Genomic DNA, 25,525 nt, shown 5'->3' with positions numbered 1-25,525 from the left:
GAGCGAAGGCGCGCCGATGTCGGTCGGGGCTGGCTGGGCATTCGGGTCTCCCCCATGGCAAGGCGGCGGACATAGTGACCGAGCGCCCCGGCTTCTCAAGGAAAAACCGCTATCGGGAAAAGCGCTGTACGGACAAGCGCCGGCAGGCCAATCCGCTCCCCCGAAACGCAAATCCCGGAGACGGCCTGCCAGCCGCTCCGGGATCGATCTGCGGGAAGGGATGCCGGCCAGCCGGCGCCCCCGTCATGCGCTCATGGCGCCCGTCGTCACGCGCTCTTGGCGAGCGCCGTCAGGCGGATTTCCTTCAGCAGCGCGTCGACGCCGCCGGTCACGAAGCTCTGCGTCTTCTCGTCGGCGAACGCGCCGTCCTTGATCTTGTCGCCGACATTGGGAATGGCGAGGTGGGGATAGGTCACCACCCGCGCGCCGGCCGCGCTCAGCGATTCGCGCACCTGCGCCTGCGCGCGGATGCCGCCGGTCGAGCCCGGCGAGGAGGTGATCACCAGCGCCGGCTTGCCGAGCAGCGCGCCCTTGGCATAGGGGCGCGAGCCCCAGTCGATGGCGTTCTTCAGCGCGCCCGAGGGGCCGTAATTATATTCCGGCGAGGCGAAGATCACGCCGTCCGCCGCCGCGATGGCCGCGCGCAGCGCCGCCGCGCCGGAAGGCTGCGTGGCGCCGTCCTCGTCCTGGTTGTAGAGCGGCACGTCGTTGAGGGTGAGCACGGTCAGCTCGGCCTTGGAAGCGATGGCGACCTTCAGGGCCTCCAGCACGGCGGTGGAAAAGGCGCCGGAACGCAGGCTGCCGGAAATGCCGAGAAGCTTGGGAAGGCCAGACATCGATCAGAAACTCCAATTGCTGCGCCCGGAAACGGGCGGATCACATCGACGGTTACATTCGGGCGGCGCCGCGCGATGCTCAAGCCCGATTCATTGCATTCGCGCACAACGCTTCTTGCATGGCCGGGCATCCGGGCGTGCATGTGCCGCGCACCCCGCGCCGTTCCCCGGCCGGGAAAACCATGTTACCGATCCTGACGTTGCGCTGATCTGTGGAGAGCCGATCCCCTTGATCCTGACCGACCGCGACATTCTCGACGCCATGGCCGAAGGCTCCGTCGCCATCGACCCCGCCCCTCCGGCCGAGTTCTACGCGCCCAATGGCGTGGACCTGCGCCTCGACAGCCGCCTCACCCTGTACCGCGATCCCGCCGAGGGCGAGGATCCGGTCATCGATCCCGCCGGGCCGGGCTACAGCTTCTGCGAAGCCATCACCGGCATGGCCGACGATATCGAGATCGGCGACGGCGGCTTCGTGCTCGATCCGGGCCGGCTGGTGCTGGGCTGGACGCTGGAGCGGGTGGACCTGCGCGCCGGGGCGCGCCTCGCCGCGCGGGTGGAGGGCAAGAGTTCGCTCGCCCGCATCGGCCTCATCGTTCATCTCACCGCGCCGACCATCCATGCCGGCTCCACCGGGCGCATCCAGCTCGAGATCATCAATCTCGGCCCGCGTCCCATCCGCCTGCGCGCCGGCATGAAGGTGTGCCAGCTCATCCTCGAACAGACGCTCGGCGTTCCCCAGCGCGGCTATGGCGGCCAGTTCGCCGGCCAGCGCGCGGCCGGCTGACGCTGCCACGCAAGCGGCGCGAAGGCAGCAGCGCGAAGGCAAACGGCGCGACGGGTGTCCCGCCGCGCCGGTGAGGCGTTGTCTCTCTGGCTGGCCCGAGGCTAGCGCTGGCCGACGCGCGCCTTGCGGGCGGCGTAGCGCTCGTCGCGCTTGGCCTTCCGGGCCGCCTCGTCGGCGACCGCCTGCTCGGCGGCGGCGGCGCGCGCGGCTTCCGCGGCTGCGGCTGCGGCTTCCGCCGCGGCGGCGGCGGCTTCCTTGCGGGCGATCCGGGCGGCCTCGCGGGCTTCCGCCGCGGCCTTGCGCTCGGCGGCACGGGCGATCACGGCGGGGTCGTCCGCGCTGGGCCGTTCGGCGAGGCGGGCAACGAGACGGGCCTTCGCGGTGGCGGAGGCTTGCTGACGGTCTTGGAAGCGATCGAGTATTTTCATCGGCCTTCCCTACTCTCTAAACGGGCCGATGGACAGTCGCTCGCGGCGATCGGCGGCATTTTTCCGCTCCGCGCGCGCTCACGGCGACACGCGCCCGCTCACGGCGACAGAAGCGTGGAGCGGTTGAGCCGGCGCACCGCGAGGTCCACCCGCGCGGCGTCGCGCCGCGTCCGCTCCACCGTGTCGCCGGTGAATTTCAGGTGGTCGTAGATCGCCCTCTCCGCCGCCTCGCGGTCTCCCGCCACCACCGCCTCGCCGATCGCCTTGTGCTGGGTGAGCAGCGCGTCGCGGAACTCCGCCTGCGTGAACAGGCTGGTGCGGTTGAAGAAGATGTCCCGCCGCAGCATCTCCGAGAAGGCGCGCATGACGTGCAGGATGACGAGGTTGTGCGAGGCCGCGTAGACCAGCCGGTGCAGCACGATGTCGGCTTCCGCCTCGCGGTCGGCCTCCTGCGCCTGATGCGCGGCCTCCATCTCGGCGAGGCAGTCGCGGATCGCCTGCCGCTCCGGCTCGGTGGCCCGCACGGCGGCGAGGCCGGCGGCGGTGCGCTCGACGGCGGCGCGATATTCGAAATAGTCCGCCGTCACCTGCTCGTTGGATTGCAGCAGCCCGGCGAGCGGGTCGGTCAGGCCGGAGAGGAACTGCGTCACGCGGGTGCCGTCGCGGCTCGTCGCCAGCAGCCCGCGCCGCTCCAGAATCTCCAGCGCGTCGCGCAGCGAAGGGCGCGAGACCTCCAGCCTTTCGGCGAGGTCGCGCTCGCTGGCCAGCTTCTCGCCGGGGCGCAGAACGCCTTCGAGAATGAGTCTTTCTATATGTTCGGCAATCGCCTCGGCGAGCTTCGGTGTCCGTAGCCTTTCCACGGTCGGCTCCCTCCCCATTGTTTTTCCTATATTATTTTCGGTCGTCCGCTGGCCGCACTACAACCAATGGCTAAGCTGAGAACCAATTGACTCGTCTGGTAAGACGAACTTACCAAACGAGACTTTTTTGTAACCTCCTTCCAGCCTGGGAAGGTTGGCACGGTCGAGGCCGCGCCCAAGCATATTCGCCATAAGCGGAGAGCAACTCCGTTCCCCTGCCCCCGGAGAAACGCCCGTGACCTGGAACCAAGTATACGATCCGTTCGGCAGCTTGGCGCTGTCGACGCTCTTCGCTGCGGTGCCGATTGTCGTCATGCTTGTCGGCCTCGGCTTCCTGCACATGAAGGCGCATGTCGCCGCCTTTGCCGGCCTTGTGGCCGCGTTCGTCATCGCCGTCTTCCTGTTTGGCATGCCGGCGGACAAGGCCGGTCTCGCCGCCGGTTATGGCGCCGCCTACGGCCTGATGCCGATCGGCTGGATCGTTCTCAACATCATTTTCCTGCATCAGCTGACCGAGGCCAACGGGTCCTTCACGACGCTGCAGCGCTCCATCGCCGGCATCACCGGCGACCGCCGCCTGCAGCTGCTGCTGATCGCGTTCTCCTTCGGCGCCTTCTTCGAGGGCGCGGCGGGCTTCGGCACGCCGGTCGCCGTCACCGCGGCGCTGCTCATCGGCCTCGGCTTCTCGCCGCTCGCCGCCTCGGGCCTGTCGCTGATCGCCAACACCGCCCCGGTCGCCTATGGCGCGCTCGGCACCCCGGTCATCGCGCTGGCGGCCGTCACCGGCCTCGACCTGCTCGACCTGTCGGCGATGATCGGCCGCCAGCTGCCGTTCTTCTCGCTGATCGTGCCGTTCTGGCTCATCTGGGCGTTCGCGGGCTGGCGCGGCATGATGGAGATCTGGCCGGCCATCCTGGTCTGCGGCGTCACCTTCGCCCTGCCGCAGTTCCTCGTCTCGAACTTCCACGGCCCGTGGCTGGTGGACGTGGTGGCGGCCATCGTGTCGATGCTGTGCCTCATCGCCTTCCTGCGCGTCTGGCAGCCGAAGAAGATCTGGACCTCGACCGCGCTGAAGGGCCGCACGAACGGCGACGGCTCGGAAGGGCTCACCACCAAGACCGCCACCGACTTCTCGGCCGACCGTCCCACCGCCGGCGCGCTGGTGCGCGCGTGGCTGCCCTGGGCGATCCTGACCGTGTTCGTGTTCGCCTGGGGCATCCCGCAGGTGAAGACCGCGCTCGACGCCATCTTCATCTCGAAGATCCCGTTCGAGGGCCTGCACAACATGGTGTTCAAGGTGCCGCCGGTCGTCGCGACCGCGCACGCCGAGGCCGCCGTGTTCAACTTCAACATCCTGTCGATGACCGGCACCGGCATCTTCCTGTCGGCCATCGTCGGCGGCCTGCTGATGGGCTTCTCGCCGGTGGGTCTGGTGAAGATCTACGGCCGCACGATCTGGAAGGTGCGCTACTCGCTCGCCACCATCGCCATCATGCTGGCCCTAGGCTTCCTGACCCGGTACTCGGGCCTGGATGCCACGCTGGGGCTGGCGTTTGCGATGACGGGGCCGTTCTACCCGCTGTTCGGCACCATGCTCGGCTGGCTGGGCGTTGCGCTCACCGGCTCGGACACGGCGTCGAACGTGCTGTTCGGCGGCCTGCAGAAGATCACCGCCGAGCAGCTCGGCCTGTCGCCCACGCTGATGGCCGCCGCCAACTCCTCGGGCGGCGTGATGGGCAAGATGATCGACGCGCAGTCGATCGTGGTCGCCTCCACCGCGACCGGCTGGCAGAACTCGGAAGGTACCATCCTGCGGTACGTGTTCTTCCATTCCATCGCGCTCGCGGTGCTGGTCGGACTGCTGGTCACGCTCCAGGCCTATGTCTGGCCGTTCACCAGCCTCGTCATCCACCATTGACGTAAACCGGGGGAGGCGTATCAGCCTCCCCCGAAACACTTCTGCAAGGAGCCCGCACGATGGTCACCGTCACCAACATCCAGGACCTGCGAGCCATCGCCAAGCGGAAGGTGCCGCGCGCCATCTTCCACTATGCCGACCGCGGCTCCTATGACGAGACCACGCTCAGGGCCAACAAGGCCGACCTCGCCGCCATCCCGCTGCGCCAGCGCGTGATGATCGACGTCTCGGAACGCTCGACCGCGACGACGATGATCGGCGAGAAGGTCTCCCTCCCGCTCGCCATCGCCCCGACCGGCCTCACCGGCCTGTTCCATGGCGACGGTGAAATCCACGGCTGCCGCGCCGCGCACGCCGCGGGCATCCCCTTCACTCTTTCCACCATGTCGATCTGCTCGATCGAGGACGTGGCCGGCGCGGTGAACAAGCCCTTCTGGTTCCAGCTCTATGTGATGAAGGACCGCAAGTTCTCGGAATCGCTGATCGAGCGCGCCAAGGCCGCCAAGTGCTCGGCCCTCGTGCTGACGCTCGACCTGCAGATCCAGGGCCAGCGCCACATGGACCTCAAGAACGGCCTCGCCGTTCCGCCCAAGCTCACCCTCGCCAATGCCATCGACGTCGCCACCAAGCCGGTCTGGGCGGCCAAGGTGCTGATGGGCAAGCGCCATTCCTTCGGCAACCTCGCCGAGCGCGTGCCGGGCGCCGACAGCCTCACCACCCTCTCGCAGTGGATCGCCGGCCAGTTCGACCCCTCCCTGTCGTGGAAGGATGTCGAGTGGGTCCGCTCGATCTGGCCGGGCAAGCTCATCCTCAAGGGCGTGCTCGATGTGGAGGACGCGAAGATCGCCGCCTCCACCGGCGCGGACGCCATCGTCGTCTCCAACCATGGCGGCCGCCAGCTCGACGGCGCCGTGTCCTCGATCTCCGCGCTGCCGAAGATCGTCGACGCCATCGGCGGCGGCAAGAGCGAGATCTGGTTCGACGGCGGCGTGCAGTCGGGTCAGGATGTCCTCAAGGCCGTCGCGCTCGGCGCCCGGGGCTGCATGATGGGCAAGGCCTTCCTGTGGTCGTTGGCCGCCGGTGGCCAGGCGGGCGTGGCCAAGGGCATCGAGCTCATCCGCAAGGAGCTCGACGTCTCCATGGCGCTCACCGGCGTCAAGGACATCACCCAGGTCGACAAGAGCGTCCTCGCCCTCTGAGAGGACCTGCCCCGAAGAGCGTCTCCCCCGGCCTTCCGGCTCTGCCGGCGGCCGGGGCGACCGTCGGCGCCTAAGCAGAGCCCCCGATGCGGGCGCTTGGCGATCACCGCTAGACAGGGCGGCATGACCGATCCCGTCCTGTTCGTCCTCGCCGTCCTGGCGCTGCTGGCCACTCCCGGCCCGACCAACACGCTGCTGGCCACGGCCGGCGCGGCGGCGGGATTCCGGCGCGCGCTGCCGCTCATTCCGGCAGAGGCGACGGGCTATCTCATCTCCATTTCGCTCATCGGCTACCTGCTCGGCCCGGTGGTGGCGGCCTCGCCCACGCTGGGGCTGACGCTGCGGCTTCTGGTCGGCCTCTATCTGCTGCACGTCGCGTGGAAGCTCTGGCACGGCGCGGCGAGCCCTGCCGCCGGCGCGGGCATCGTCACGCCCGCCCGGGTCTTTATGACCACGCTGCTCAATCCCAAGGCCATCGTCTTCGCCCTTGGCATCGTGCCGCTGCAGGCCGAGGCCGGTTGGCTCTATCTTGCGGCCTTTGCAGGCCTCACGGCCGGCGTCGCCCTCGGCTGGATCGGCGTCGGCGCCCTGATGGGACGGGCAGCGGAAGCGGCCGGACGCACCGGATTGGTGCCGCGGGTCGGGGCCGCGGCTGTCAGCGCCTTCGCGGTTGTGCTTCTGACCGCGCCGCTTCTGCGCTAGATGCCCGGACAGCCGACCTTCACGCGCGGCTTTTCCATTGCCCGCGGCGAGATGCCGATCCATGCTCGCTCTGCCGGGAGAGATGGAGATCGACATGTCCAAAGAGATGATGACGCGCCGTGACCTTTCGGCGCTCGCGGCGGGTGGCGCCCTCGCCGCAGCCTTCGCGACCCTGCCGGTGCTGCCGGCCTCCGCCTATCAGGGCAATATGGAACGGGCGCTGTCAGCGCTCTATTCCGCCTTGGCCTCCCTGCGCGAGGCGACGCCGAACAAGGGCGGCCACCGCGAGACGGCGATCGAGCTGATCCAGCAGGCGATCCAGCAGGTTCAGAACGGCATCGAATATGCCGACGAGCGCGGCGGCGGCGGCCCCACGCCCTGATTGCCCGCTAGCGTCTGGCCTTGCGCATCGCCCCACGCGGCAGGCGCACCGGCCAGCGCACCATGTGGTCGAGGTAATCCTCCAGCGGCAGTTCGTCCTCCAGCACCGGGACCCTGCCGCGCACGGAGACGCCCGCCGCATGCACGGTCTCGGCATCGCCCGAGACCAGGGGGTGCCACCAGTAGAGGTCACGCCCCTCGGCAACCAGCCGGTAGCCGCAGGACGGCGGCAGCCAGCTCAGCGAGCGCACGGCCTCGGGCGTCAGGCGCACGCAATCGGGCACCTGCGCCTGCCGGTTGGGATAGTCGCGGCAACGGCAGCCGTCTTCGTCGAGCAATTTGCAGCCGATGTCGGTATAGGCGATGGCGTCGGTATCCTCGTCCTGCAGCTTGACGAGGCAGCAGCGGCCACAGCCGTCGCATAGGCTCTCCCACTCGGAAGAATCCATCTCTTCCAGAGACTTGGTGCGCCAGAACGGCGCTGCATCGCTATCGGCCGCATCCTCGGCCGTGTCGTAAGCCATAAGGGTCGAGTTTCCGTCGGATAATCAGGAAGCCGGCCCCGCGCTTCACGAACCGGCAATCAAACCTTAGATAGCGTTGCACGTTCGCTCTGGCGAGCCTTCATGCCGCCCTCGTCCGACGGCACGGGCTTCGCTATAAGGGCGCGATGCCATGAACGGAACGTCCGGGCGCCCCGGGAGTACGGGCTTGAACGATACGCCGAACACCGATCCGCCGGACAGCCGGCCGCAGGATACGCAGGAACCGCCCGAACGCGCGCCCGCACCGCGCACCGCCGGCAAGCGGATCCGCAATGCCCTGCTGGCGATCGATTCCTGGATCGACAGCACGATCTATTCGGGCGGCGTGCGGCTGCGCGGAGCGTGGGATGGCTTCGTCGCCTTCACCGAGCGCTTCAACGTGCAGGGACCGGGACGCTGGGCGATCTCGCTCGCTTCCGAGGGCATGACGTGGGGCGCGGTCGGCGCCGTGCTCGTGCTCGCCCTCGCCGTGCCGGCCTTCCACGAGACCTCGGACGACTGGCTCAAGAAGGCGGAGCTCTCCGTCACCTTCCTCGACCGCTACGGCAACACCATCGGCGAGCGCGGCATCCGCCACAACGATACCGTGCCGCTGGAGGAGTTCCCCGATCACCTGATCAAGGCGGTGCTCGCCACCGAGGACCGGCGCTTCTACGAGCATTTCGGCATCGACATCCCCGGCACCTTCCGCGCCGTGCTGTCGAACGCGCGCGCCGGCGGCGTCGTGCAGGGCGGCTCCTCGCTGACCCAGCAGCTCGCCAAGAACCTGTTCCTGTCGAACGAGCGCACGCTGGAGCGCAAGATCAAGGAAGCCTTCCTGGCGCTGTGGCTGGAGTTCCACCTCACCAAGAACCAGATCCTCAAGCTCTATCTCGACCGCGCCTATATGGGCGGCGGCGCCTTCGGCGTGGACGCCGCGGCGCAGTACTATTTCGGCAAGTCCGCCCGCGACGTGAACCTCGCCGAGGCGGCCATGCTGGCCGGCCTGTTCAAGGCCCCGTCGAAGTTCGCCCCGCACGTCAACCTGCCGGCGGCGCGCGGACGCGCCAGCGTCGTACTCGACAATCTCGTCGACGCCGGTTTCATGACGGAGGGCCAGGTCTTCGGCGCCCGCCGCAACCCGGCGACACCCATCGACCGCAAGCAGGACGACCTGCCGGAATACTATCTCGACTACGCCTTCGATCAGGTGAAGCAGATCGTCGACACCCTGCCCAGAGGCTATGCCGAGCGCTCCTTCGTCGTGCGCACGGCGCTCGATCCCAATATCCAGAAGGCCGCAGACACCGCCATCCGCGACAGCCTCAAGCAGTTCGGCAAGGACTACGGCGCCAAGCAGTCGGCCATGGTGGTGATGGAGCCGAACGGCGCGGTGCGCGCCATGGTGGGCGGGCGCGACTATGGCGAGAGCCAGTTCAACCGCGCCACCGACGCGCTGCGCCAGCCCGGCTCCTCGTTCAAGCCGTTCGTCTACACGGCGGCGCTGATGACCGGTAAATACAAGCCCACCACCATCGTGGTCGACGGGCCGATCTGCATCGGCAACTGGTGCCCGCAGAATTACGGCCGCTCCTATGCCGGCTCGATCCAGCTCATCGGCGCCCTCACCCGCTCGCTCAACACGGTGGCGGTGAAGCTCGCCGAGGCGATCGGGCGCGGGCGCATCGTCGACCTCGCCCATGCGATGGGCCTGCGCACGGAACTCAAGATCACCCGCGCCCTGCCGCTCGGCGCGGCGGAGGTGACGGTAGTCGACATGGCGACCGCCTACTCGGTCTTCGCCTCCGGAGGTTATTCGGTCGACCCCCACGCCATCGTCGAGATGCGCACCCCGGCGGGCGATCCGGTGTGGAGCTTTGCGCAGAACGCGCCCAAGCCGAAGCAGATCATCCCGCCCGAGATCATCGCCATGATCAATCCGATGCTGAACAGCGTGGTGGAGAACGGCACCGGCCGGCGCGCCATGATCCCGGGCACCAAGGTCTCCGGCAAGACCGGCACCACCAACGCCTATCGCGATGCCTGGTTCGTCGGCTTCACCGGCAACTATGTCGGGGCGATCTGGTTCGGCAATGACGACTATGCCTCGACGAAGAAAATGACCGGCGGCTCGCTTCCGGCCATGACCTGGCAGAAGGTGATGGCCTTCGCCCATCAGGGCATCGAGCTGAAGCCGACGCCGGGCCTCGGCAACCAGCCCGCGCCGAAGCTCGACGGCGCGGTCGCGCAGGCGGCACCGCTCGAGATCGAGGGCGTGCAGCGTCCCGTCACCCTCACACCCGCTTCCGCCGAACGGCTGATGGGCCTGTCCGCCCGGCTGCGCGAGGCGGCGGGGCAACCGGTTCGCCGTCCGACCGCCGCCGCCGAACCGGTGGCGGTGCCCGGCTCACCCCAGGCCGGAAGCAACTGACACTACGCCCACGATTGACCTTCGTGCCGCATGCGCCCATGCATGAGGCGCCCCGCTTCACCGGATTGCTGCCGACCGTGCGTTCCCTGCTGTTCCTTCTGACCTTGGCTATCGGCGCCGCCGTCGGGCTCGGCCTCACCTGGATCACCACGGTGAACGGCTACGGCCCCGGCCTGGTGCGCTCCGGCCCGTGGGAGACCTGGCCGAAGGCCGGTACGGAAACGGCGGATCCCTATGCGCGCGCCGCCCTCGCGCGGGCCGGCGAACTGCCGCTCGAACTGGCGGACGGCATCGCCTTCACCGCCGCCGTCGATGCGAACGGGCGGGCGCTCGACGGGCGCTGCGACATCCGGCTGTCCGGCAGCGTGCCACAGGCGCGCCTGTGGACGCTCACCGCGACCGACGCCCAGGGCCGGCTGATCGAGAACGCCGCCGATCGTTCGGGCTTCACCAGCACCGAAGTGGTCTGGAACCGCGACGGTACGCTCGACGTGCTGCTCGGGCCGCGGGCGCGGCCGGGCAACTGGCTGCCGACCGGCGCGCGCGACCGCATCGTGCTCACCCTGCGCCTCTACGACACCCCGGTGGGCCTCGCCAACCGCACCAGCGATGCGCCCCAGATGCCCAATCTGGTGACGGAGCGCTGCCCGTGGGACCGCCCGTCATGAACGCCCTTGTCCCGTCGCCCGCGTGCCGCTTCCCCTCGCTTCGCGGGAGCGCACGCCGATGACCCGCCTCATCCTGCCCATCGTCGCGGGCATCGTGCTCGGCGCCATCGTTCATCTGGTGGCGGTGCTGATGCTGCCCTATCTCGCCGAGCAGGACGCCTATGCGCGCCTTTCCGCCGTCGGCAGCCCCAACATGGTGGCGCAGATCGACGATCCCTCCGCGCTCGGCGCGGTGCTGCCGGCAACCGATCCGGCCTTCATCTCGGCGGTGTGCCTCTACGATCTCGGCGAGGGGCCGTTGAAGGTGCGGGTGCCGACGACCGAGGACTACACCTCGGTGTCGTTCTACACGCGCTACGGCATGCCCTTCTACGCCATCAACGACCGCTCGGCCGGGCGCAGCATCATCGAGCTCGATCTGATGAATGCCAAGCAGCGCGCCGCGCTGCCGGAGGACGAAGAGGTGACGGCGGCTGACCGCCTGATCGTCGAATCGCCCAGCGACGAGGGCATCGTCATCATCCGCGCGCTGGTGCGCGAGCGCGGCGCCCGCGACGAGGTTCGGGCGCGGATGGATGCCGCGACCTGCGGCCCCGCTTCATAGCGGCTCGCGGATCGGGGCACTGACCTTGATGCGAGACTTTTTGGCGGCAGGCACCAGAGGCACCTGTTCCGGCCGCACGAACTGCACGACCTGAAGAATGACGATTTCGCCCGTCATATCGGGCGGCACACGGACGCCGCGGGTTTTCCCCTGCGCCCGACGGATCGGAAACGGCACCACCGCGCCCATCGCGCCCTCCGTTGCTCCGTCAACCGGACCTGACCCCCAGTACGGGTCATTATGGTTAACGGCTTTCTAACGTTCGCCGCCTAGCTTGGTTTCGCGCTTCCCGTCGGAAGTGTCAGATACCATTCGCGAGCGCTCCGCCGTCCATGCCTTCCACCCCCGGCTTCGGCCCATCCGATCCGATCGACCCGGCGCGGCGCGTCCATCCGGACTCGCTCGGGGACACGCGCCCGGACATGCTGCGGCTGCTCGTTCAGGAGTTCCTCCGGCATCCCGTCCACAACGAGGCGGCCGAGGCGCGATTCGTCACCCTCGCCATACGCCTCATCGAAGCGGTCGAGGTGCCGGTCGCCGCCAAGCACATCCGTGAACTGGCGCCGAATCCGGCAATGCCGCGTGCACTGGCCCTTTATCTCGCGACCGCGCCGCTCTCCCTCGCCGGCCCGGTCCTCCGCCTCTCGCCGGTATTGAGCGAAGCCGATCTCGCCGATCTGGCCGAGCGCGCCGCCCCGGCGCACCTCGCCGCCATCGCGGCGCGCCGCGACGTCTCTCCCGCCCTCGCCCGTCGCATCGCCGAGCTGGTGCACCACCGCCGGGAACAGGGGGAGCGGGAGGATTCACCGGACGGGACGAGCGAGATGGCGGAGGAACCCGCTGCGGCCCCATCCGCGGCAGCCACCGTCGACGATACGGGCCCTGCCCCTCCCCCGGTCGCGGTGACGGCGGAACCGACCGAGATGTCGGCTGCCGGCGACGCCGAAGCCGAGACGGGAACTCCCGGGGCCCACCTGCCCGACCCCGAGAGCGCGCCCGCGTCAGCCATCGATTTCTTCGCCGCCGGCCCAGAGGAGCGTGCCGCCCTCATCGCCCGGCTCGTCACCCTGCCGCCGCTGCCGCTCGTCGAACGCGCCGTCGTTCCCCCGGCTGGCTTCATCGATGCCCTGCTCGACGCGGCCAAGGCGACCGGCTCCGGCGAGTTGGCCCGGCTCATCGAACGCACGCTCAGTGTCACGCCAGAGAATGCCGCCCGCATCGTGGCGGACCCCACCGGCCAGGCGATGGCGGTCGCCGCACGGACGCTCGGCCTGTCCTTCGCCATCCTTTCGCGGGTCCTGTTCCGCCTGCATCCGGCCACCGGCCGTTCGGCGGAGGAAATGGCACGCCTTGCCGAGATGTTCGATTCGCTTCCGCTCGCCAGTGCCCAGCATCTGGTGGCGTCCTGGCGTTCCGGCCGGCGCCCGACGCGCGAGCGGCCGGAAGATGCGCCCTCGATGCGCAGCTATGCCGTTCCGTACTCCGCCGCCCAGGCCCCGCCGGAAACCGCCGAGGACCGGCGCCGCAACGGCTAGTCCGTCGCCAGATCGAGGAAGGACCGGCCTTCCCGGTCCTCGATCTCGACGAACCACAGGTCGGAATCGTAACGCATCTCGCGCGCCATCCGCTCTTCCGCGTCGCGTTCCGGGCTGCCCGGCGGCAGCAGCGGCGTGAACAGCCGCTCTCCCGGCTCGGGTTCACGATCGAGCGAGGGCAGGGCCGGCCCGTAGAGCGCGGCGTTGCCGTCGAGCGTCGCCACCTTCACGAAGATCGCACCGGCCTCCTCGGCCCCGCGCCGACGCACGGCGGTGAAGGCGCCCGCGCCGTTCGCGCGGCGCACGAGGGCGGAGACCCAGATCGCGCTCTTGAGGCGGCTCGTCATCCTACTGGATGGAAAGGCCCGCGACCGCGTTCAGTTCGCGGATCACGCGGTCGGAAAGCTGCCCGGTCACCGGCAGCCGGCGGTCGCGCTCGAAGCGCTGGATAGCCTCTTCGGTCGTCGCCCCCAGCTTTCCGTCGATGCGGATGGGACCGTAGCCGAGCCGCGCCAGCGCCTTCTGGACATCCATGATGCGCGGCGACACCGGCACCTCGCCGGGCGGAACGAGCCCGGCCGGCGACGCATTCGCCACAGGGGCGGGCGCAGGCAGCGCGGCGGGGGCCGCCGCAACGGCGGCCGGGCGCGGCGCAGGAGGAGCAGGCTTGGTCGGCGGCAGCGGCGCCACGGCGAGCGAGGCCGGAGGCGTCTCGGGCTGCGCGGGAGCCGAGGCTGCGGGCGCGGCTTGCGGCGCGCTGGTCGCGGCCTGCGGCGCGGCACCGCCGGAACCATTCACCTGACGGATGTCGGCGGGCGCGGCCGTAGGAGTCGGTGCCGCCGCCTGACGCGGCATTGTGCCCGACCGCCCCTGCTGCAGCCCCAGCGCATTGAACAGGATCGCCGTGCTGGCGGCAGCGGCAAGGACCATCATGAACAGGTCCGAGCGGCGCCAGCCGGCACGAAAGGAAGGAATCGCGACGCGCTCGCTTCCAAGGTCGATTTCGTCCACCAGAAGGTCGCTTGCGTAGGATCGGGGCATGACAACCGTTTCGTGGCAACCGTTTCGGGAGGCATCCGTGCCGTCGCGAGGCACTCTGCCATGCAGGGGTTTAAGCGAACCCTAAAACGGCGACGTCCTTAACAGCCGCTTTCCGCGATCGTCGGAATTTTCGTGATTCCGACACCGGTTGAGCAACCCGGAGCCCTTATTCTGCGGCACCTGAAGAACCATCGAGGCGAGCTTCCGCGAGACGGATCATGTTTTTCCTGTTGCGCATCGGTTTCTGGCTGACCGTCGTCTTCCTGCTGCTGCCCGCAGTGGTAGGCGGGCCGTCGTCGAACGGCACCACGGCAGTCACGGATTCGAAGGTCAGCGCAATGGACGCGCTCTCGGCCGCCACTTCGGCTGTCGCCGACGCGAGCGGCTTCTGCGCGCGCCAGCCCAATGCCTGTGCCATCGGCGCGGGGCTCATCGAGGTCATCGGCGAGCGCGCGGAAGCCGGCGCCCGCTTCGCCCTGAGCTATCTGTCCGAACAGATCATCGAGGAAAAGCGCAAGGCGGCCGCCCGCGCCGCGGGCACGCCCGCCGGCGACACGCTGAACGCCCACGACCTCAGCCCGGGATGGCAGGGTCCGCGCCAGCCGGCCGCGTCCCTGCCGCTTACACCGCCCGCCGTCACCGGCGCATCGCCGGCGGAAGCCCCCGCCGAGCCGGCAGCCGGCGCCGTGCCGCGTCCTCCCCGGCGCCCGGCCTGAGCATCAGCAGCCGCGACGAAAGAGCAGGTGCGCAAGCGGCCCCAGCCATTGCGCTCGCCCCCATGGCGCCCCTATATGCGGCTGAAGAGGCGCCGATGACATCAAAGATCGACAGCATCATCGAGGACTTCGAGCTTCTCGATAATTGGGACGACCGCTACCGCTACCTGATCGAGCTCGGCCGCACCTTGCCGCCCTTTCCGGAGGAGCGACGCACCGAGCAGTCGAAGGTGCAGGGTTGCGCCAGCCAGGTCTGGCTGGTGAGCGAGGCCCGGCCGGACAACGATGGCCCGCACCTCGTCTTCCTCGGCGACTCCGACGCCCACATCGTGCGCGGCCTCGTCGCCATCCTTCTGGCGCTTTATTCCGGCCGTCCGGCCCATGACATCGCCGCCACCGATCCGACCTCGGTGTTCGAGCGCATCGGCCTCAAGGAGCACCTGACGCCCCAGCGTTCCAACGGCCTGCGCTCCATGGTCGAGCGCATCCGCGCCGAGGCGCGGCGGGTCCTCGCCGACACGGTTCACTGAGACGGTTTACTGAGACGGATCGCCCGTCGCCTCGCCGGCCCTCCAGGCGCGGCCGCGCGTTCGCTCCGGCCCCTGCGCCACCTCCCCCAGCCCGTAATGGCGGGCCAGCCGGTCGAGCGCGAGCGACAGGACGACCTTGGCGGTGCGCGCCGGCCAGCCCCTCTCCCGCTCGATCTGCTCCACCCCCTTGAGAAAGCAGCACACATCGAGCAGAAGGCCGGAGAATTCCGGTCCCGTCGCCTCCAGCGCGCGTGACAGGCGCTGACGCGCCGCCAGCATCGCTTCCGACGCATTGAGGCCGGGGACGAGCCCCCGCCGGCTGCCGCGTGCCACCGCTTCCCAGTCGGCACCGAGGCGCGGCGTCATTCCCGCGCGGGTAAAATCCACCCGGAGCCGCTCGCCGGCGATGAGTTGTACCGGTGAGACGAAGCTGCGGCCGTCCCGCCCGCGCCGACGCGCGAGCCAGCCGAGCGGGCTTTCCTCGAGATCGACGGCGACGCGTGTCCGCGCACCGTCGATCTCGATCTCGACATGGTCGATCCGCGGCTCAGACATGCACGCCTCCCGACATAGGGGCACCCGCCAGCCCGCGCACGCTCTCTTCCAGCGCGGCCACCCAGCGGTCCCAGCCGGCAACCTCGCGACGTTCCTCGATCTTGCGGCAGGCATGGGCGACGGTGGAGCGGTGACGGCCAAAACCGGCCGCGACGCGGGTCATCGGTAGTCCAAGCCCGACATGGGCCAGATACATTCCCAGCGCCCGCGCCGAGGTGCAGCGGCTATCACGCCGGCGCGACCCGATGACGACATCGACCGGCACGCCCACCGCTTCCGCGGCATGCATCGCCGCCACAAGGCAAGGTTCTCTGCGGGGGGCGTCGGTATGGAATGGATGGGTGGAATCGGCCGTTTCGACTTCGCTGCGTGGGAGCATGGGGCTGCCTCCTTGATAGGAATACAAGCCTATAATCCACGCCGCCCGCAATCAAGAACAAAAAGAGAACATTGTACACAGAAGCCACAATCAGAACTGCGCCGTTCAGAAAATAGGAAATTTATCCGCACCCCTCGCCACCTTGCCGATACTGGCGCGCATGGATCAGCGAGGTTGAACATGCACACCCGTCGAGCCCGCCGCATCCGGGCGGTACGAAGCGATGAACCGGCGGAAGCCATCGCCGCCCGGGCCGCCGCGTTGCGGCCCTTTCTGGGACGATCCGGCGAGGAGCGCCGTATCAATCTGCGCCGAATGCTTCGCCTGGAGCGCCGCGCGGCCCGCTGCGGCGTGGACTATGACGCCCTGCGTCACGCGGCCCTGCGCCGGCTGCTTGCTGAGGCGGAAGGCCCACCACCGGTTGTCGGCGCAACACAGGAGCACGCCGACGTGCGCAACGAAAAAGGCCGCCACCCCAGGTGACGGCCTTCCGTTCTCTTTCATGCCGGCGAACCGGCCGCGCGTCTCAGCTTCGTGTCTCAACCGCGCGCGGAACGCCGACGCTGCTGGCCGAGGCCCATCTCCTTGGCCAGCGCCGAGCGCGCCGCCGCATAGTTGGGCGCGACCATCGGATAGTCGGACGGCAAACCCCACTTCTCGCGGTATTCTTCCGGCGTGAGGTTGTACTGCGTGCGCAGGTGGCGCTTCAGCGACTTGAACTTCTTTCCGTCCTCAAGGCAGACGATGTAGTCCGGCATGACGGACTTCTTGACCGGCACCGCCGGCTTCAGCGGCTCCACGACCGGCTCGGCCTGGCCCTTGTCCACGCGCTGCAGGGCGCCGTGCACATCGCCGATGAGGGCGGTCAGATCATTGGCCGAAACCGCATTGTTGCTCACATATGCCGAGACGATGTCGGCGGCCAGTTCGATATAGCTGTCAGCGTCCTTGGTGTCGCTCATGGCTCGTTCTTCAAATGACATCGATAAACCGTGACGCCACATGTGGGCGCCGTGCCGCATCCGCAGACGTGCAGGGGAATACGTCACGTCGGCGCATCTTCATTCGGCGCCTGGATACAATCTGATAGATAGACTTCGCGCCCGCCGATAACAAGATTTTTCGAACAAATTCCAACACAATTCTGCGTGCTGACCCAGGGGCGCCAGACTGTCCCTGAGCTAGATCAAGCTCAAGTTGGGCAAGCTGCCTATTTTCAAGCTGGCTCCGGCCTCTTGCGGGGCAAGGCAAGACTTCGTGAAGGGCACCAACACTTGCCGGAGCGGGAGGGGACGATTATCTCTGCGGAAAACCTCAAGGATTCCGCGATGAACCAGCCCTCCCGCCGACCCAGAGTGGTGAAGACGGACGCGCAGTGGCGTGCCGAACTGACCCCCGAGCAGTACCGCGTGACGCGCGGCCACGGCACGGAATGCGCCTTCAGCGGCCCGCATCTGTCGCAGAAGGAACCCGGCCTCTACAGCTGCGTCTGCTGCGGCGCGCCGCTGTTCCGCTCCAACGCCAAGTTCGAATCGGGCACCGGCTGGCCGAGCTTCTTCCAGCCGGTCGATGCCGAGGCGGTCACCGAATATCACGACCATTCCTACGGCATGCATCGCATCGAGGTGCGCTGCGCCACCTGCGACGCCCATCTCGGCCATGTCTTCCCGGATGGCCCGCGCCCGACGGGGCAACGCTTCTGCATCAACGGCGTCGCCCTCTCCTTCAAGGCCGACGAGCCGACCGCGCCGGGTGCCGCCTCGTGAACACGCGCCCCGCCGTGACGGCCCCCGCCCATCCGCCGCTGGTCCGCAGCTTCCATGGCCAGACCCTGGTCGACCCACACGCCTGGCTTCGCGCCGATAACTGGCGCGAGGTCATGCGCGACCCGTCCGTGCTCGATGCCGACATCCGCGCCTTCCTGGAGGCGGAGAACGCGGCCGCCGATGCCTGGCTCGCCCCGCATGCCGACCTGCGCCGCACCCTCGTCAAGGAGATGCGCGCGCGGATCAAGGAAGACGACGCATCCGTTCCGGCGACGGACGGTCCCTACGCCTATTTCACCCGCTTCCGCGAAGGTGGCCAGCACCCGCTGATCTGCCGGCGGCCGGCAGGCGCCGTCGCGGGCGAAACGATACTGCTCGACGGCGATGCCCTGGCCGAGGGCAAGGCCTATTTCCAGTTCGGCGACGCCCAGCAGTCGCCCGACCACGCGCTGTACGCCTGGACGGCCGACGAGGCCGGGTCGGAGTACTACACGCTGCGCATCCGCGACATCGCCGCCGGCGTCGACCTGCCGGACGTGGTCACCGAGACCACCGGAGACGTGCTCTGGAGTACGGACGGCCGGCACATCTATTACATCCGCCGCGACGCCGAGCACCGTCCGAGCTTCGTCTACCGCCACCTGCTCGGCTCGGACCCGGCCGACGACGTGCTCATCTACGAGGAGCCGGACAAGGGCTTCTTCGTCTCGCTCGGGCGCACGCAATCCGGCCGCTTCGGCCTCATCTCCTGCGGCGACCACGACACCAGCGAGGTCTGGCTGCTGGACCTGCACGCGCCGCTCGCCCCGCCGGTCCGCGTGGAGCCGCGCGAGCCGGGCCTGCGCTACGGGGTCGAGCACCACCCCTCCCTCGGAGGCGTGGAGAGCCTGATCATCGAGACCAACGCCGACGAGGCCGAGGACTTCAAGATCGTCACCGCCCCGCTCGCCAGCCCCGGGCGCGCCAACTGGCGCGATCTGGTGCCGCACAAGCCGGGCAGGCTCCTGCTCTCGCAGAGCGCCTTCCGTGACCATCTGGTCCGGCTGGAACGCGAGGATGGCCTGCCGCGTATCGTGGTGCGCGCACTCAAGGACGGATCGGAGCATGTCGTCGCCTTCGCCGAGGAGGCCTATGCGCTCGGCTTCGACCCCGGTTACGGTTTCGACAAGACCGAGATCCGTTTCACCTATTCCTCGATGACCACCCCTTCCGAGGTGTGGGACTATGACGTCGAGAGCCGCGCCCGCGTGCTGCGCAAGCGCCAGGAAGTGCCCTCCGGGCACGATCCGGCGCGCTACGTCACCCGCCGGCTGATGGCCCCGGCGCCGGACGGTGAACTCATTCCCGTCTCGCTGCTCTTCGCCAGGGATACGCCGCTCGACGGCACCGCCCCCTGCCTCCTCTATGGCTACGGCGCCTACGGCATCTCCATTCCCGCGAGCTTCTCCACCTCGCGCCTGTCGCTGGTGGATCGCGGCTTCGTCTACGCCATCGCCCATATACGCGGCGGCACGGAGAAGGGCTGGCGCTGGTACCGGGAAGGCAAGCTGGCGAAGAAGACCAACAGCTTCACCGACTTCATCGCCGCCGGCGAACATCTGGTGGCCGAGAAGATCGTCGCGCCCGACCGCATCGTCGCCCATGGCGGCTCGGCCGGCGGCATGCTGATGGGTGCCGTCGCGAACATGCGGCCGGCCCTCTTTGCCGGCATCGTCGCGGAAGTGCCCTTCGTCGACGTGCTCAATACCATGCTCGACGACACGCTGCCCCTCACCCCGCCGGAATGGCCGGAATGGGGGAACCCGATCACCGACGCGGAAGCCTTCGCCACCATCCGCGCCTATTCGCCCTACGACAATGTCGCGGCGAAGGACTATCCGGCGATCTTCGCGCTCGCCGGCCTCACCGATCCGCGGGTGACCTATTGGGAGCCGGCGAAATGGGTGGCGCGGCTGCGCGAGACGAAGACCGACAGTCGGCCCCTCCTGCTGCGCACCAATATGGAAGCCGGCCATGGAGGCGCCGCCGGGCGCTTCGACCGGCTGGAAGAAACCGCCATGGTCTACGCCTTCGCCCTGGCCATGGCAGGGGCCGCGACAGGGCTTTGAAACGACGAAGGGCGCCGCGAGGCGCCCTTCCTTTTATGTCATCGGCTGGTCGGTTCAGGCGCGATTGGCGCCGCCGGACACATGGTCGCGCAACTCCTGCAGCGAGGCGAAGCGCAGCGTGCCGTCGGGCAGGTCCGCCTCGATCGAGCCGTCCGAATAAAGCTTGTAGGCCATGCCGCCGATGGTGCCGGACTTCAGCACCGTGACGTCGGGCTCCGCCTCCGGCTCCTCCACTTCCGGCTCGCCGGAGAGAAGATCGGCATCGCGCAGGAACGCCGGCGGCTCGGCGGGAGCCTCCTCCGGCGGCCGCGACGGGCGCGGCTCGGGAGGGCGCGGCTCAGAAAGGCGCGTTTCGGGAGCACGGGGTTCAGGAGCGCGGGGGTCGGGCAGACGCGGCTCGGGTACGCGAGGCTCGAAGGTCTCGCCCCCGAGACCCGGCGCCGGGCGCTCGGCCGAGCCCGTGCGAAGGAAGGGCGGCGGCTCGCGGCGCGGAGGCTCGATACGGGAAGATTCGACCCGCGACGGCTCCGGCCGCACGGGCTCCGCGCGAAACGGTTCCGCAGGAGCCGGGCGGGGCGAGGGAAGCGAATCGAAATCAGGCGCCGGCTCGCGCACGAGCGGCGAAGCCTCGGGCTCCAGCTCCACCTCCTCGTCCCGTGCCAGCCCGGCCTCTTCCTGACGCTTGCGGCGGAACCAGGACGGCAGTCCACGCTCCTCCGCCGTCGGCTCTTCGATCAGGGCAGGCTCGTCTTCCGGGAGGGCGGTCGAAACGGCGACGAATTCCTCTTCTTCCACGACACGGGCGGACGCCACGGAAGCCGCTCCCGGAGCATGGCCGGCGGCGACGTAGCCCGCCGGGCCGTGGCCGGTGTGGAACTCGTCTTCCTCCGGCTCGAAATGCACCGCGCCTTCCAGCTTGTCGGCGATTTCACGCAAGACCCGCAGAATGGAACCGAGGGCAACGAGCAGAAGTCCACCAATAAAAATGGAACTGCCGACCGTCATCATGCGGCCTGCTCCGGCCGTCTCCGAAGAGCCGTAGCCCATCGCTCCCAGGACGAACCCAAGCACGGCAAGCGCCGCCCCGATTCCGATGACTATTGCACCCATCAACAAACTCCACGGGACCGATTCGCAGCCGGTCCTTCATTATGAGACCTTACGTCTAGTGTCGCTTTAACGAAAGCGCCGTGCCTCTCCCCTACGGCCGCCTCTTTTCCACCCCTCCGAAGGCGGGGGAAGAAATCGGGCGCGCGCGATGCTTTTGGTTGTCCGCGGGTCGATACCGACCTATCTAATCAGCGCCGATCTTTCGCGGTGCTCGCGCACCCGCGGAAGCTCCCGCGCCGGGGTTCGGCCGGATTTCATTTCGCGGAGACAGATTCGATGTCCTTCACGCTTCCTGATCTTCCCTATTCCTACGACGCTCTCGCCCCGTACATGTCGCGCGAGACGCTGGAATACCACCACGACAAGCACCACCTGGCCTATGTCAACAACGGCAACAACCTGCTGAAGGGCACGGAGTGGGAAGGCAAGTCGCTGGAGGAGATCGTCAAGGGCTCCTACGGCAAGAACGCCGGCCTCTTCAACAATGCCGGCCAGCACTACAACCACCTGCACTTCTGGAACTGGCTGAAGCCGAATGGCGGCGGCGCCATCCCGGGTGAGCTCGAGAAGAAGATCGTCGAGGACCTCGGTTCGGTCGAGAAGTTCAAGGAAGACTTCGTCCAGGCCGGCGTCACCCAGTTCGGCTCCGGCTGGGCGTGGCTCGCGGTCAAGGACGGCAAGCTCGTCATCGACAAGACCCCGAACGGCGAGAGCCCGCTGGTCAAGGGCGCGACCCCGATCCTCGGCGTCGACGTGTGGGAGCACTCCTATTACATCGACTACCGCAACCGCCGCCCCGACTACCTCAAGGCCTTCGTCGACAACCTGGTGAACTGGGAATACGTCGCCCAGCTCTATTCCAAGGCCGTCTGAGCCTTCGGGCCGTTCGCAGGTCCCGCATGGACGCCGCTGCCCGACCGGGCGGCGGCGTTTTGCGTTCTACTGGCCCTGCGTGCGCGGGCGCCATCCGCGCGGCGCGGGCGGCCATCCCCTGACGCAGTAGTCGTTCCAGAAATTGAGCTGCCAGGCCGAGCGCCACTGGTAGAGCCAGTTGTCGCATTCCGCCTTGGTGCGAAAGCAGCCGTCCACCGTCCGGCCCTCGATGAAGTCCACATTCCAGGGCGACTGCCGGCGGCCGGTGAAATGGCCGTACCAGAGCTTCGCCGGCGGTGTGGACGCCGCCATCCGGCGGCAGTCTCCCCCCGGGAAGGTGCCGGTAAACTCATAGGCCTTCGCCGTCGGCGCTCCGGCAGCGACCACCAGAATCGTCGCCAGCACTCCGGCACAGCCGATCGGAATCACGCGCGTCATGACACGCTCCTCCCGCGGAAGAGGCGACCTTCGCGGCTTCCGCCCGTTTTCAATGTAATACCGCCGGCCCGGGCGGAAAGGGACCTACAGCCAGCGTATCGCGCGCAGAAACGCGACGAGACCGACGCCGAGAAGCGCCGCCAGCACCGTCACCCCCCAGAAACCGTTCGGGTCCTGCGAGCCGGGTATGCCCTCGACGTTCATCCCCATCAGGCCGGTGATCAGCGTCAACGGCGCGAAGATCACCGTCACGGCGGCGAGGATGAGCATGGAGCGGTTCATCTGCTCGGCGCGACGCTCCACCATCTGGTCGTGGATCACAGCCGCCCGGTCGCGCACCGAGTCGAGTTCCTCGGCGAAGCGCGTCACCCGGTCTGCGGCCTCGCGAAGCCGGTTGCGGTCGCGCGGCGAGAGCCATTCGGCATCTTCCAGCGAGAAATGGTTCAGCGCCTCGCGCTGCGGGGCGATGTAGCGGCGCAGGATGATGGCGACGCGCCGGACCTCCGAGACCTTCGGACTGAGATTGGACAGCGTGGCGCTGAGCACCAGCTCTTCGAGCTCGTCGGCGTCCTCGGCAAGCGCGGTGATCACCGTGTCCATCCGGTCCACCAGCCGCATGGACAGGTCGGCGACGAACTCGCCTTGCGTGCGCGGGGCCCGCCCGCGCGCAATCGCATCCTCGAAATCGCCCACCGCCGAGAGCGAGCGCTTGCGCACCGAAACGATACGGCGGGGCTCCACCCAGAAGCGGATCGAGTGCATCTCGTCCGGCAGCGAATAGGGCATCAGGTTGATGCCGCGCAGATTGAGGAAGGCACCATTGTCGAACAGTGCGCAGCGCGGGCGCGTCTCGGCCGCGTTCAGCGACTCGACGATGGACGGATCGATGCCGCTGTCATCGGACAGCCAGGTCCGGCCATGCGCATGATCGAGTTGCTGGAGATGGATCCAGTCGAAGCCGTTTCCGTCCGGCGGCCCGCGCCGGATCTCGTCCCAGTCGATCCGCCGCGCTCCACCCGCGCCGTCGAATGCCCAGGCGCTTACGAGACCTTCCCTGTCGTAGTCCGGCAAAGCTGCGCTCCTGATTTCCGGGATGAACGCCGGATGAACGGACGGATTGGAATGCGTTCAGTTTGATGAACCTTTTGCAACAGCCGGTTCAGTTTGGGTTCGGGGGACGGGAGCTAGCTTTGCCTCCATCAACGGCCAATCCCGGCCGCGAGCGACTAGCAGAGTTTACCGAGGACGCCATGATCCGCTACTCCAATGCTACCAGGCTCGCCGCGCTCGCCCTGGCGGGCCTCACCCTCGCTTCCACCGTTCCCGCCGCAGCCGATGGCTGGCGCGGCCACGGCCGCGGTTGGGGCGGCCCGGGCTGGGGAGGACCTGGCTACTACTACGGCCACCGTCGCCACAATAACGGCGCCGCCGTCGCCGCCGGCATCATCGGTGGCCTGGTGGTGGGCGGCCTCGCCGCCGGAGCCGCGAACAACTATTATCGCCCGCGCTGCTGGACCGAGACCCAGACCTTCTACAACCGCTGGGGCGAGCCGCGTTACCGCAATGTCGAGGTCTGCCGCTGACGGCACCTCGGATCCAAGGGCGGCGGAGCGATCCGCCGCCTTTTGCGTTTCCGCACCGCCCGTCAATAGGTCACGGGCTGGGGATCGACCTTCACGATGCCGCTGCGGTCGAGCTTCTCCAGTGCCGCGCGGACCGGCACGCCCTGCACCACGAGATCCGGCGCCAGTTCGGCCAGCGGAATCAGCGCAAAGGCGCGCTCCATCATGCGCGGATGGGGGATTTCGAGATCCGGCTCTGCCACCACCTCGTCGCCGTAGAGCAGGATGTCGATGTCGATCGTACGCGGCCCGAAGCGCACCTCGCGGGTGCGGTCACGCCCGAAGGCGTGCTCGACGCCGAGCAGCATGTTGAGCAGCTCGCGGGCGGAAAGCTCCGTCTCGACCGCCACCACCATATTGAGATACGGCCCCTGCGGCACCGGCCCCCAGGGCGGCGTCTCGTAGAGCGACGAGCGCGCGATGATCTTCAACCCGGTGCGGGCGATCAGCCCCACCGCCTTCGCCATGGTCCCCGCCCGGTCGCCGAGATTGGAGCCGAGGCAGAGATAGGCGATGCGCCTCTCGACCTTGCGCGGCCGGCGGATAAAGAATTCAGGAGGCATGAAGGATCGCCTCCGTCACCCGCGCCGCCTGCACATGGGCGGCGACGTCATGGACGCGGATGATGGCGCAGCCAGCCGCAATGCCGAGCACGTTGGACGCGATGGTTCCCGGCAGCCGCTCGGCCGGCGTCGTCTCGATCACCTTGCCGATCAGCGATTTGCGCGAAGTGCCCAGCAGGATCGGGAAGCCGAGCCGGACGAACTCCCCGAGCGCGGAGAGGGCGCGCAGGTTTTGCTCGAAGGTCTTGCCGAAGCCGATGCCGGGGTCGAGGCTCATGCGCTCGGGCCGGATACCGGCGCGCGCCGCGCGCTCCAGCGACTGCTCGAAGAAGGCCACGATATCGGCGACGATATCCACGGCCGGATCGACATTGGTCCGGTTGTGCATGGCCACCACGCCCGCATCGTAGGCGGCGGCGACGCGCGCCATCTCCGGGTCGCCCATCAGCCCCCATATGTCGTTGACGATGGCCGCGCCGCGCTGAAGCGCCGCTTCGGCCACCGATGCCTTCTGCGTGTCGATGGAGATCGGCACCGGCAGCTCGGCCAGCGCCTCGACCGCCGGCAGCACGCGCCGCAATTCTTCTTCTGCCGGCACGGGCGTATGGCCGGGCCGGGTCGATTCCCCACCGATGTCGAGAATGTCCGCGCCCTCGTCGACCAATCGCCAGGCATTGGTCACCGCGTCCGACAGGGCCGCGCTCCGCCCGCCGTCGGAGAAGGAATCGGGCGTGACGTTGAGGATGCCCATCACCAGCGTGCGGTCGGCATAATCGAGCCGGCGGCCGCGCGCGTCGAAGAGGCGTTGGGTGGGCGGGGTGAGGCAGGCCATGATGTTCCCGGCGTTGCGGTCTTTCGTTCCAAATCGCGCGCCGTAACGCGGAACGCAAGCCGCTCGATGGTCGAGGCCACGATTGAGACGGCGGTGAGCGTGCGGCACCGCTTGCCGAA

The 25,525-nt window shown here is 68.4% G+C and carries 31 protein-coding genes; 16 read left to right on the top strand and 15 right to left on the bottom strand.

All coding sequences use genetic code 11. The features are described 5' to 3' along the window. Positions 1 to 266: 266 nt before the first annotated feature. Positions 267 to 836, bottom strand: coding sequence for an NADPH-dependent FMN reductase (locus STARVERO_RS03105; protein WP_159597876.1), 570 nt, complete (start codon positions 834 to 836; stop codon positions 267 to 269). A gap of 229 nt (positions 837 to 1,065) precedes the next feature. On the opposite strand from STARVERO_RS03105, the gene dcd reads away from it, so the two are divergent. Beyond that, a complete protein-coding gene (gene dcd / locus STARVERO_RS03100; RefSeq protein WP_159597875.1) occupies positions 1,066 to 1,623 on the top strand; it encodes a dCTP deaminase in 558 nt (185 codons plus the stop codon). Positions 1,624 to 1,724: 101 nt separating this feature from the next. Here dcd and STARVERO_RS03095 read toward each other — a convergent pair whose 3' ends face one another. Together STARVERO_RS03095 and STARVERO_RS03090 are read right to left on the bottom strand one after the other, a co-directional pair. Further along, the gene (locus STARVERO_RS03095; RefSeq protein ID WP_144343161.1) at positions 1,725 to 2,051 is read right to left on the bottom strand and encodes a DUF6481 family protein; all 327 of its coding nucleotides are present in this window, start codon (positions 2,049 to 2,051) and stop codon (positions 1,725 to 1,727) included. A 98-nt stretch (positions 2,052 to 2,149) separates the two neighbouring features. Then, positions 2,150 to 2,911: an FCD domain-containing protein gene (locus STARVERO_RS03090; RefSeq protein WP_244616530.1), complete on the bottom strand. Its 762-nt coding sequence runs from the start codon at positions 2,909 to 2,911 to the stop codon at positions 2,150 to 2,152. Positions 2,912 to 3,146: 235 nt separating this feature from the next. On the opposite strand from STARVERO_RS03090, the gene STARVERO_RS03085 reads away from it, so the two are divergent. The 4 genes from STARVERO_RS03085 (at position 3,147) to STARVERO_RS03070 (ending at position 7,112) form a co-directional block, all read left to right on the top strand. Then, entirely contained in the window at positions 3,147 to 4,829 is a 1,683-nt protein-coding gene (locus STARVERO_RS03085; protein WP_159597874.1) for an L-lactate permease, read from the top strand. A gap of 59 nt (positions 4,830 to 4,888) precedes the next feature. Then, on the top strand, positions 4,889 to 6,028 hold the full coding sequence (locus STARVERO_RS03080) for an alpha-hydroxy acid oxidase (RefSeq protein WP_144343164.1): 1,140 nt from the start codon (positions 4,889 to 4,891) through the stop codon (positions 6,026 to 6,028). Positions 6,029 to 6,151: 123 nt separating this feature from the next. Next, positions 6,152 to 6,730 carry a LysE family transporter gene (locus STARVERO_RS03075; protein ID WP_159597873.1) on the top strand — a complete coding sequence of 193 codons (579 nt, stop codon included), beginning with the start codon at positions 6,152 to 6,154 and terminating at the stop codon, positions 6,728 to 6,730. 94 nt (positions 6,731 to 6,824) lie between these two features. Then, positions 6,825 to 7,112 (top strand): hypothetical protein, encoded by a 288-nt coding sequence (locus STARVERO_RS03070; RefSeq protein ID WP_159597872.1) that lies wholly within the window; start codon positions 6,825 to 6,827, stop codon positions 7,110 to 7,112. 7 nt (positions 7,113 to 7,119) lie between these two features. Here STARVERO_RS03070 and STARVERO_RS03065 read toward each other — a convergent pair whose 3' ends face one another. Beyond that, positions 7,120 to 7,635 (bottom strand): YcgN family cysteine cluster protein, encoded by a 516-nt coding sequence (locus STARVERO_RS03065; protein ID WP_159597871.1) that lies wholly within the window; start codon positions 7,633 to 7,635, stop codon positions 7,120 to 7,122. A 187-nt stretch (positions 7,636 to 7,822) separates the two neighbouring features. Between STARVERO_RS03065 and STARVERO_RS03060 the strand changes: the two genes are divergently transcribed. The 3 genes from STARVERO_RS03060 (at position 7,823) to STARVERO_RS03050 (ending at position 11,338) form a co-directional block, all read left to right on the top strand. After that, positions 7,823 to 10,066, top strand: coding sequence for a transglycosylase domain-containing protein (locus tag STARVERO_RS03060; protein WP_159597870.1), 2,244 nt, complete (start codon positions 7,823 to 7,825; stop codon positions 10,064 to 10,066). Positions 10,067 to 10,143: 77 nt separating this feature from the next. Further along, on the top strand, positions 10,144 to 10,734 hold the full coding sequence (locus tag STARVERO_RS03055; RefSeq protein ID WP_144343286.1) for a DUF1214 domain-containing protein: 591 nt from the start codon (positions 10,144 to 10,146) through the stop codon (positions 10,732 to 10,734). A 58-nt stretch (positions 10,735 to 10,792) separates the two neighbouring features. Further along, entirely contained in the window at positions 10,793 to 11,338 is a 546-nt protein-coding gene (locus tag STARVERO_RS03050) for a DUF1254 domain-containing protein (RefSeq protein WP_159597869.1), read from the top strand. Here STARVERO_RS03050 and STARVERO_RS03045 read toward each other — a convergent pair. Further along, the gene (locus tag STARVERO_RS03045) at positions 11,333 to 11,527 is read right to left on the bottom strand and encodes a hypothetical protein (RefSeq protein WP_144343170.1); all 195 of its coding nucleotides are present in this window, start codon (positions 11,525 to 11,527) and stop codon (positions 11,333 to 11,335) included. The genes STARVERO_RS03050 and STARVERO_RS03045 overlap by 6 nt on opposite strands. A gap of 143 nt (positions 11,528 to 11,670) precedes the next feature. On the opposite strand from STARVERO_RS03045, the gene STARVERO_RS03040 reads away from it, so the two are divergent. Further along, positions 11,671 to 12,873, top strand: a complete 1,203-nt coding sequence (locus STARVERO_RS03040; RefSeq protein ID WP_159597868.1) for a DUF2336 domain-containing protein — start codon at positions 11,671 to 11,673, stop codon at positions 12,871 to 12,873. Here the strand turns inward: STARVERO_RS03040 and STARVERO_RS03035 are convergent. Both STARVERO_RS03035 and STARVERO_RS03030 read right to left on the bottom strand, forming a co-directional pair. Then, positions 12,870 to 13,220 carry a DUF1491 family protein gene (locus tag STARVERO_RS03035; protein ID WP_159597867.1) on the bottom strand — a complete coding sequence of 117 codons (351 nt, stop codon included), beginning with the start codon at positions 13,218 to 13,220 and terminating at the stop codon, positions 12,870 to 12,872. The two genes, STARVERO_RS03040 and STARVERO_RS03035, sit on opposite strands and share 4 nt — an antisense overlap. Before the next feature lies 1 nt (position 13,221). Next, positions 13,222 to 13,914: a peptidoglycan-binding domain-containing protein gene (locus STARVERO_RS03030; RefSeq protein WP_159597866.1), complete on the bottom strand. Its 693-nt coding sequence runs from the start codon at positions 13,912 to 13,914 to the stop codon at positions 13,222 to 13,224. 218 nt (positions 13,915 to 14,132) lie between these two features. On the opposite strand from STARVERO_RS03030, the gene STARVERO_RS03025 reads away from it, so the two are divergent. Further along, entirely contained in the window at positions 14,133 to 14,630 is a 498-nt protein-coding gene (locus tag STARVERO_RS03025) for a DUF5330 domain-containing protein (RefSeq protein WP_144343174.1), read from the top strand. Positions 14,631 to 14,725: 95 nt separating this feature from the next. Continuing rightward, on the top strand, positions 14,726 to 15,160 hold the full coding sequence (locus STARVERO_RS03020; protein ID WP_159597865.1) for a SufE family protein: 435 nt from the start codon (positions 14,726 to 14,728) through the stop codon (positions 15,158 to 15,160). Between the two features lie 6 nt (positions 15,161 to 15,166). Here the strand turns inward: STARVERO_RS03020 and STARVERO_RS03015 are convergent, their stop codons facing one another. Then, entirely contained in the window at positions 15,167 to 15,715 is a 549-nt protein-coding gene (locus STARVERO_RS03015; protein ID WP_159597864.1) for a DUF6456 domain-containing protein, read from the bottom strand. Further along, on the bottom strand, positions 15,708 to 16,004 hold the full coding sequence (locus tag STARVERO_RS03010) for a helix-turn-helix domain-containing protein (protein WP_244616528.1): 297 nt from the start codon (positions 16,002 to 16,004) through the stop codon (positions 15,708 to 15,710). The genes STARVERO_RS03015 and STARVERO_RS03010 overlap by 8 nt, the downstream gene beginning before the upstream one ends. A 270-nt stretch (positions 16,005 to 16,274) precedes the next feature. Between STARVERO_RS03010 and STARVERO_RS03005 the strand changes: the two genes are divergently transcribed. Further along, positions 16,275 to 16,577, top strand: coding sequence for a hypothetical protein (locus tag STARVERO_RS03005; protein WP_244616871.1), 303 nt, complete (start codon positions 16,275 to 16,277; stop codon positions 16,575 to 16,577). 56 nt (positions 16,578 to 16,633) lie between these two features. Here STARVERO_RS03005 and STARVERO_RS03000 read toward each other — a convergent pair whose 3' ends face one another. Next, entirely contained in the window at positions 16,634 to 17,056 is a 423-nt protein-coding gene (locus STARVERO_RS03000; RefSeq protein WP_144343178.1) for a Ros/MucR family transcriptional regulator, read from the bottom strand. 366 nt (positions 17,057 to 17,422) lie between these two features. Here STARVERO_RS03000 and msrB point away from each other — a divergent pair, with 366 nt between their 5' ends. Both msrB and STARVERO_RS02990 read left to right on the top strand, forming a co-directional pair. Further along, positions 17,423 to 17,860: a peptide-methionine (R)-S-oxide reductase MsrB gene (gene msrB / locus STARVERO_RS02995; RefSeq protein WP_159597862.1), complete on the top strand. Its 438-nt coding sequence runs from the start codon at positions 17,423 to 17,425 to the stop codon at positions 17,858 to 17,860. Then, complete coding sequence (locus tag STARVERO_RS02990) at positions 17,857 to 19,968, top strand: S9 family peptidase (protein ID WP_159597861.1); 2,112 nt, start codon at positions 17,857 to 17,859, stop codon at positions 19,966 to 19,968. The genes msrB and STARVERO_RS02990 overlap by 4 nt, the downstream gene beginning before the upstream one ends. Positions 19,969 to 20,022: 54 nt before the next feature. Here the strand turns inward: STARVERO_RS02990 and STARVERO_RS02985 are convergent, their stop codons facing one another. Continuing rightward, entirely contained in the window at positions 20,023 to 20,976 is a 954-nt protein-coding gene (locus STARVERO_RS02985) for a hypothetical protein (protein WP_244616526.1), read from the bottom strand. Between the two features lie 378 nt (positions 20,977 to 21,354). On the opposite strand from STARVERO_RS02985, the gene STARVERO_RS02980 reads away from it, so the two are divergent. Beyond that, the gene (locus STARVERO_RS02980) at positions 21,355 to 21,951 is read left to right on the top strand and encodes a superoxide dismutase (RefSeq protein ID WP_144343182.1); all 597 of its coding nucleotides are present in this window, start codon (positions 21,355 to 21,357) and stop codon (positions 21,949 to 21,951) included. Between the two features lie 66 nt (positions 21,952 to 22,017). On the opposite strand, the gene STARVERO_RS02975 is transcribed toward STARVERO_RS02980, so the two are convergent. Beyond that, a complete protein-coding gene (locus STARVERO_RS02975) occupies positions 22,018 to 22,389 on the bottom strand; it encodes a hypothetical protein (protein WP_144343183.1) in 372 nt (123 codons plus the stop codon). An 84-nt stretch (positions 22,390 to 22,473) separates the two neighbouring features. After that, a complete protein-coding gene (locus tag STARVERO_RS02970) occupies positions 22,474 to 23,460 on the bottom strand; it encodes a zinc transporter ZntB (protein WP_144343184.1) in 987 nt (328 codons plus the stop codon). 179 nt (positions 23,461 to 23,639) lie between these two features. Here STARVERO_RS02970 and STARVERO_RS02965 point away from each other — a divergent pair, with 179 nt between their 5' ends. Continuing rightward, positions 23,640 to 23,972, top strand: a complete 333-nt coding sequence (locus STARVERO_RS02965; RefSeq protein WP_159597859.1) for a hypothetical protein — start codon at positions 23,640 to 23,642, stop codon at positions 23,970 to 23,972. A gap of 62 nt (positions 23,973 to 24,034) precedes the next feature. Here STARVERO_RS02965 and folK read toward each other — a convergent pair whose 3' ends face one another. Together folK and folP are read right to left on the bottom strand one after the other, a co-directional pair. Further along, on the bottom strand, positions 24,035 to 24,574 hold the full coding sequence (folK, locus tag STARVERO_RS02960; RefSeq protein WP_144343186.1) for a 2-amino-4-hydroxy-6-hydroxymethyldihydropteridine diphosphokinase: 540 nt from the start codon (positions 24,572 to 24,574) through the stop codon (positions 24,035 to 24,037). Next, complete coding sequence (folP, locus tag STARVERO_RS02955) at positions 24,564 to 25,406, bottom strand: dihydropteroate synthase (protein ID WP_144343187.1); 843 nt, start codon at positions 25,404 to 25,406, stop codon at positions 24,564 to 24,566. The genes folK and folP overlap by 11 nt, the downstream gene beginning before the upstream one ends. Positions 25,407 to 25,525 lie beyond the last annotated feature (119 nt).

Origin of the sequence: Starkeya nomas, assembly GCF_902703545.1 — a bacterium.
Lineage (GTDB): Bacteria > Pseudomonadota > Alphaproteobacteria > Rhizobiales > Xanthobacteraceae > Ancylobacter > Ancylobacter moscoviensis.
Note: the sequence above shows the minus strand (reverse complement) of the source record. Positions and strands in the feature narration are given on the sequence as shown.

Coding starts and splice junctions, on each gene's coding strand:
- STARVERO_RS03045 (WP_144343170.1), bottom strand. CDS start 11,527: ATGGGCGCGGTGGTGCCGTTTCCGATCCGTCGGGCGCAGGGGAAAACC.
- STARVERO_RS03070 (WP_159597872.1), top strand. CDS start 6,825: ATGTCCAAAGAGATGATGACGCGCCGTGACCTTTCGGCGCTCGCGGCG.
- STARVERO_RS03095 (WP_144343161.1), bottom strand. CDS start 2,051: ATGAAAATACTCGATCGCTTCCAAGACCGTCAGCAAGCCTCCGCCACC.
- folP (WP_144343187.1), bottom strand. CDS start 25,406: ATGGCCTGCCTCACCCCGCCCACCCAACGCCTCTTCGACGCGCGCGGC.
- STARVERO_RS02985 (WP_244616526.1), bottom strand. CDS start 20,976: ATGATGACGGTCGGCAGTTCCATTTTTATTGGTGGACTTCTGCTCGTT.
- STARVERO_RS03005 (WP_244616871.1), top strand. CDS start 16,275: ATGCACACCCGTCGAGCCCGCCGCATCCGGGCGGTACGAAGCGATGAA.
- STARVERO_RS03010 (WP_244616528.1), bottom strand. CDS start 16,004: ATGCATGCCGCGGAAGCGGTGGGCGTGCCGGTCGATGTCGTCATCGGG.
- STARVERO_RS03050 (WP_159597869.1), top strand. CDS start 10,793: ATGACCCGCCTCATCCTGCCCATCGTCGCGGGCATCGTGCTCGGCGCC.
- STARVERO_RS03030 (WP_159597866.1), bottom strand. CDS start 13,914: ATGCCCCGATCCTACGCAAGCGACCTTCTGGTGGACGAAATCGACCTT.
- STARVERO_RS03000 (WP_144343178.1), bottom strand. CDS start 17,056: ATGAGCGACACCAAGGACGCTGACAGCTATATCGAACTGGCCGCCGAC.
- STARVERO_RS03020 (WP_159597865.1), top strand. CDS start 14,726: ATGACATCAAAGATCGACAGCATCATCGAGGACTTCGAGCTTCTCGAT.
- STARVERO_RS03075 (WP_159597873.1), top strand. CDS start 6,152: ATGACCGATCCCGTCCTGTTCGTCCTCGCCGTCCTGGCGCTGCTGGCC.
- STARVERO_RS03040 (WP_159597868.1), top strand. CDS start 11,671: ATGCCTTCCACCCCCGGCTTCGGCCCATCCGATCCGATCGACCCGGCG.
- STARVERO_RS02980 (WP_144343182.1), top strand. CDS start 21,355: ATGTCCTTCACGCTTCCTGATCTTCCCTATTCCTACGACGCTCTCGCC.
- STARVERO_RS02965 (WP_159597859.1), top strand. CDS start 23,640: ATGATCCGCTACTCCAATGCTACCAGGCTCGCCGCGCTCGCCCTGGCG.
- STARVERO_RS03015 (WP_159597864.1), bottom strand. CDS start 15,715: ATGTCTGAGCCGCGGATCGACCATGTCGAGATCGAGATCGACGGTGCG.
- STARVERO_RS02975 (WP_144343183.1), bottom strand. CDS start 22,389: ATGACGCGCGTGATTCCGATCGGCTGTGCCGGAGTGCTGGCGACGATT.
- STARVERO_RS03105 (WP_159597876.1), bottom strand. CDS start 836: ATGTCTGGCCTTCCCAAGCTTCTCGGCATTTCCGGCAGCCTGCGTTCC.
- folK (WP_144343186.1), bottom strand. CDS start 24,574: ATGCCTCCTGAATTCTTTATCCGCCGGCCGCGCAAGGTCGAGAGGCGC.
- STARVERO_RS03080 (WP_144343164.1), top strand. CDS start 4,889: ATGGTCACCGTCACCAACATCCAGGACCTGCGAGCCATCGCCAAGCGG.
- STARVERO_RS03065 (WP_159597871.1), bottom strand. CDS start 7,635: ATGGCTTACGACACGGCCGAGGATGCGGCCGATAGCGATGCAGCGCCG.
- STARVERO_RS03025 (WP_144343174.1), top strand. CDS start 14,133: ATGTTTTTCCTGTTGCGCATCGGTTTCTGGCTGACCGTCGTCTTCCTG.
- msrB (WP_159597862.1), top strand. CDS start 17,423: ATGAACCAGCCCTCCCGCCGACCCAGAGTGGTGAAGACGGACGCGCAG.
- STARVERO_RS03035 (WP_159597867.1), bottom strand. CDS start 13,220: ATGACGAGCCGCCTCAAGAGCGCGATCTGGGTCTCCGCCCTCGTGCGC.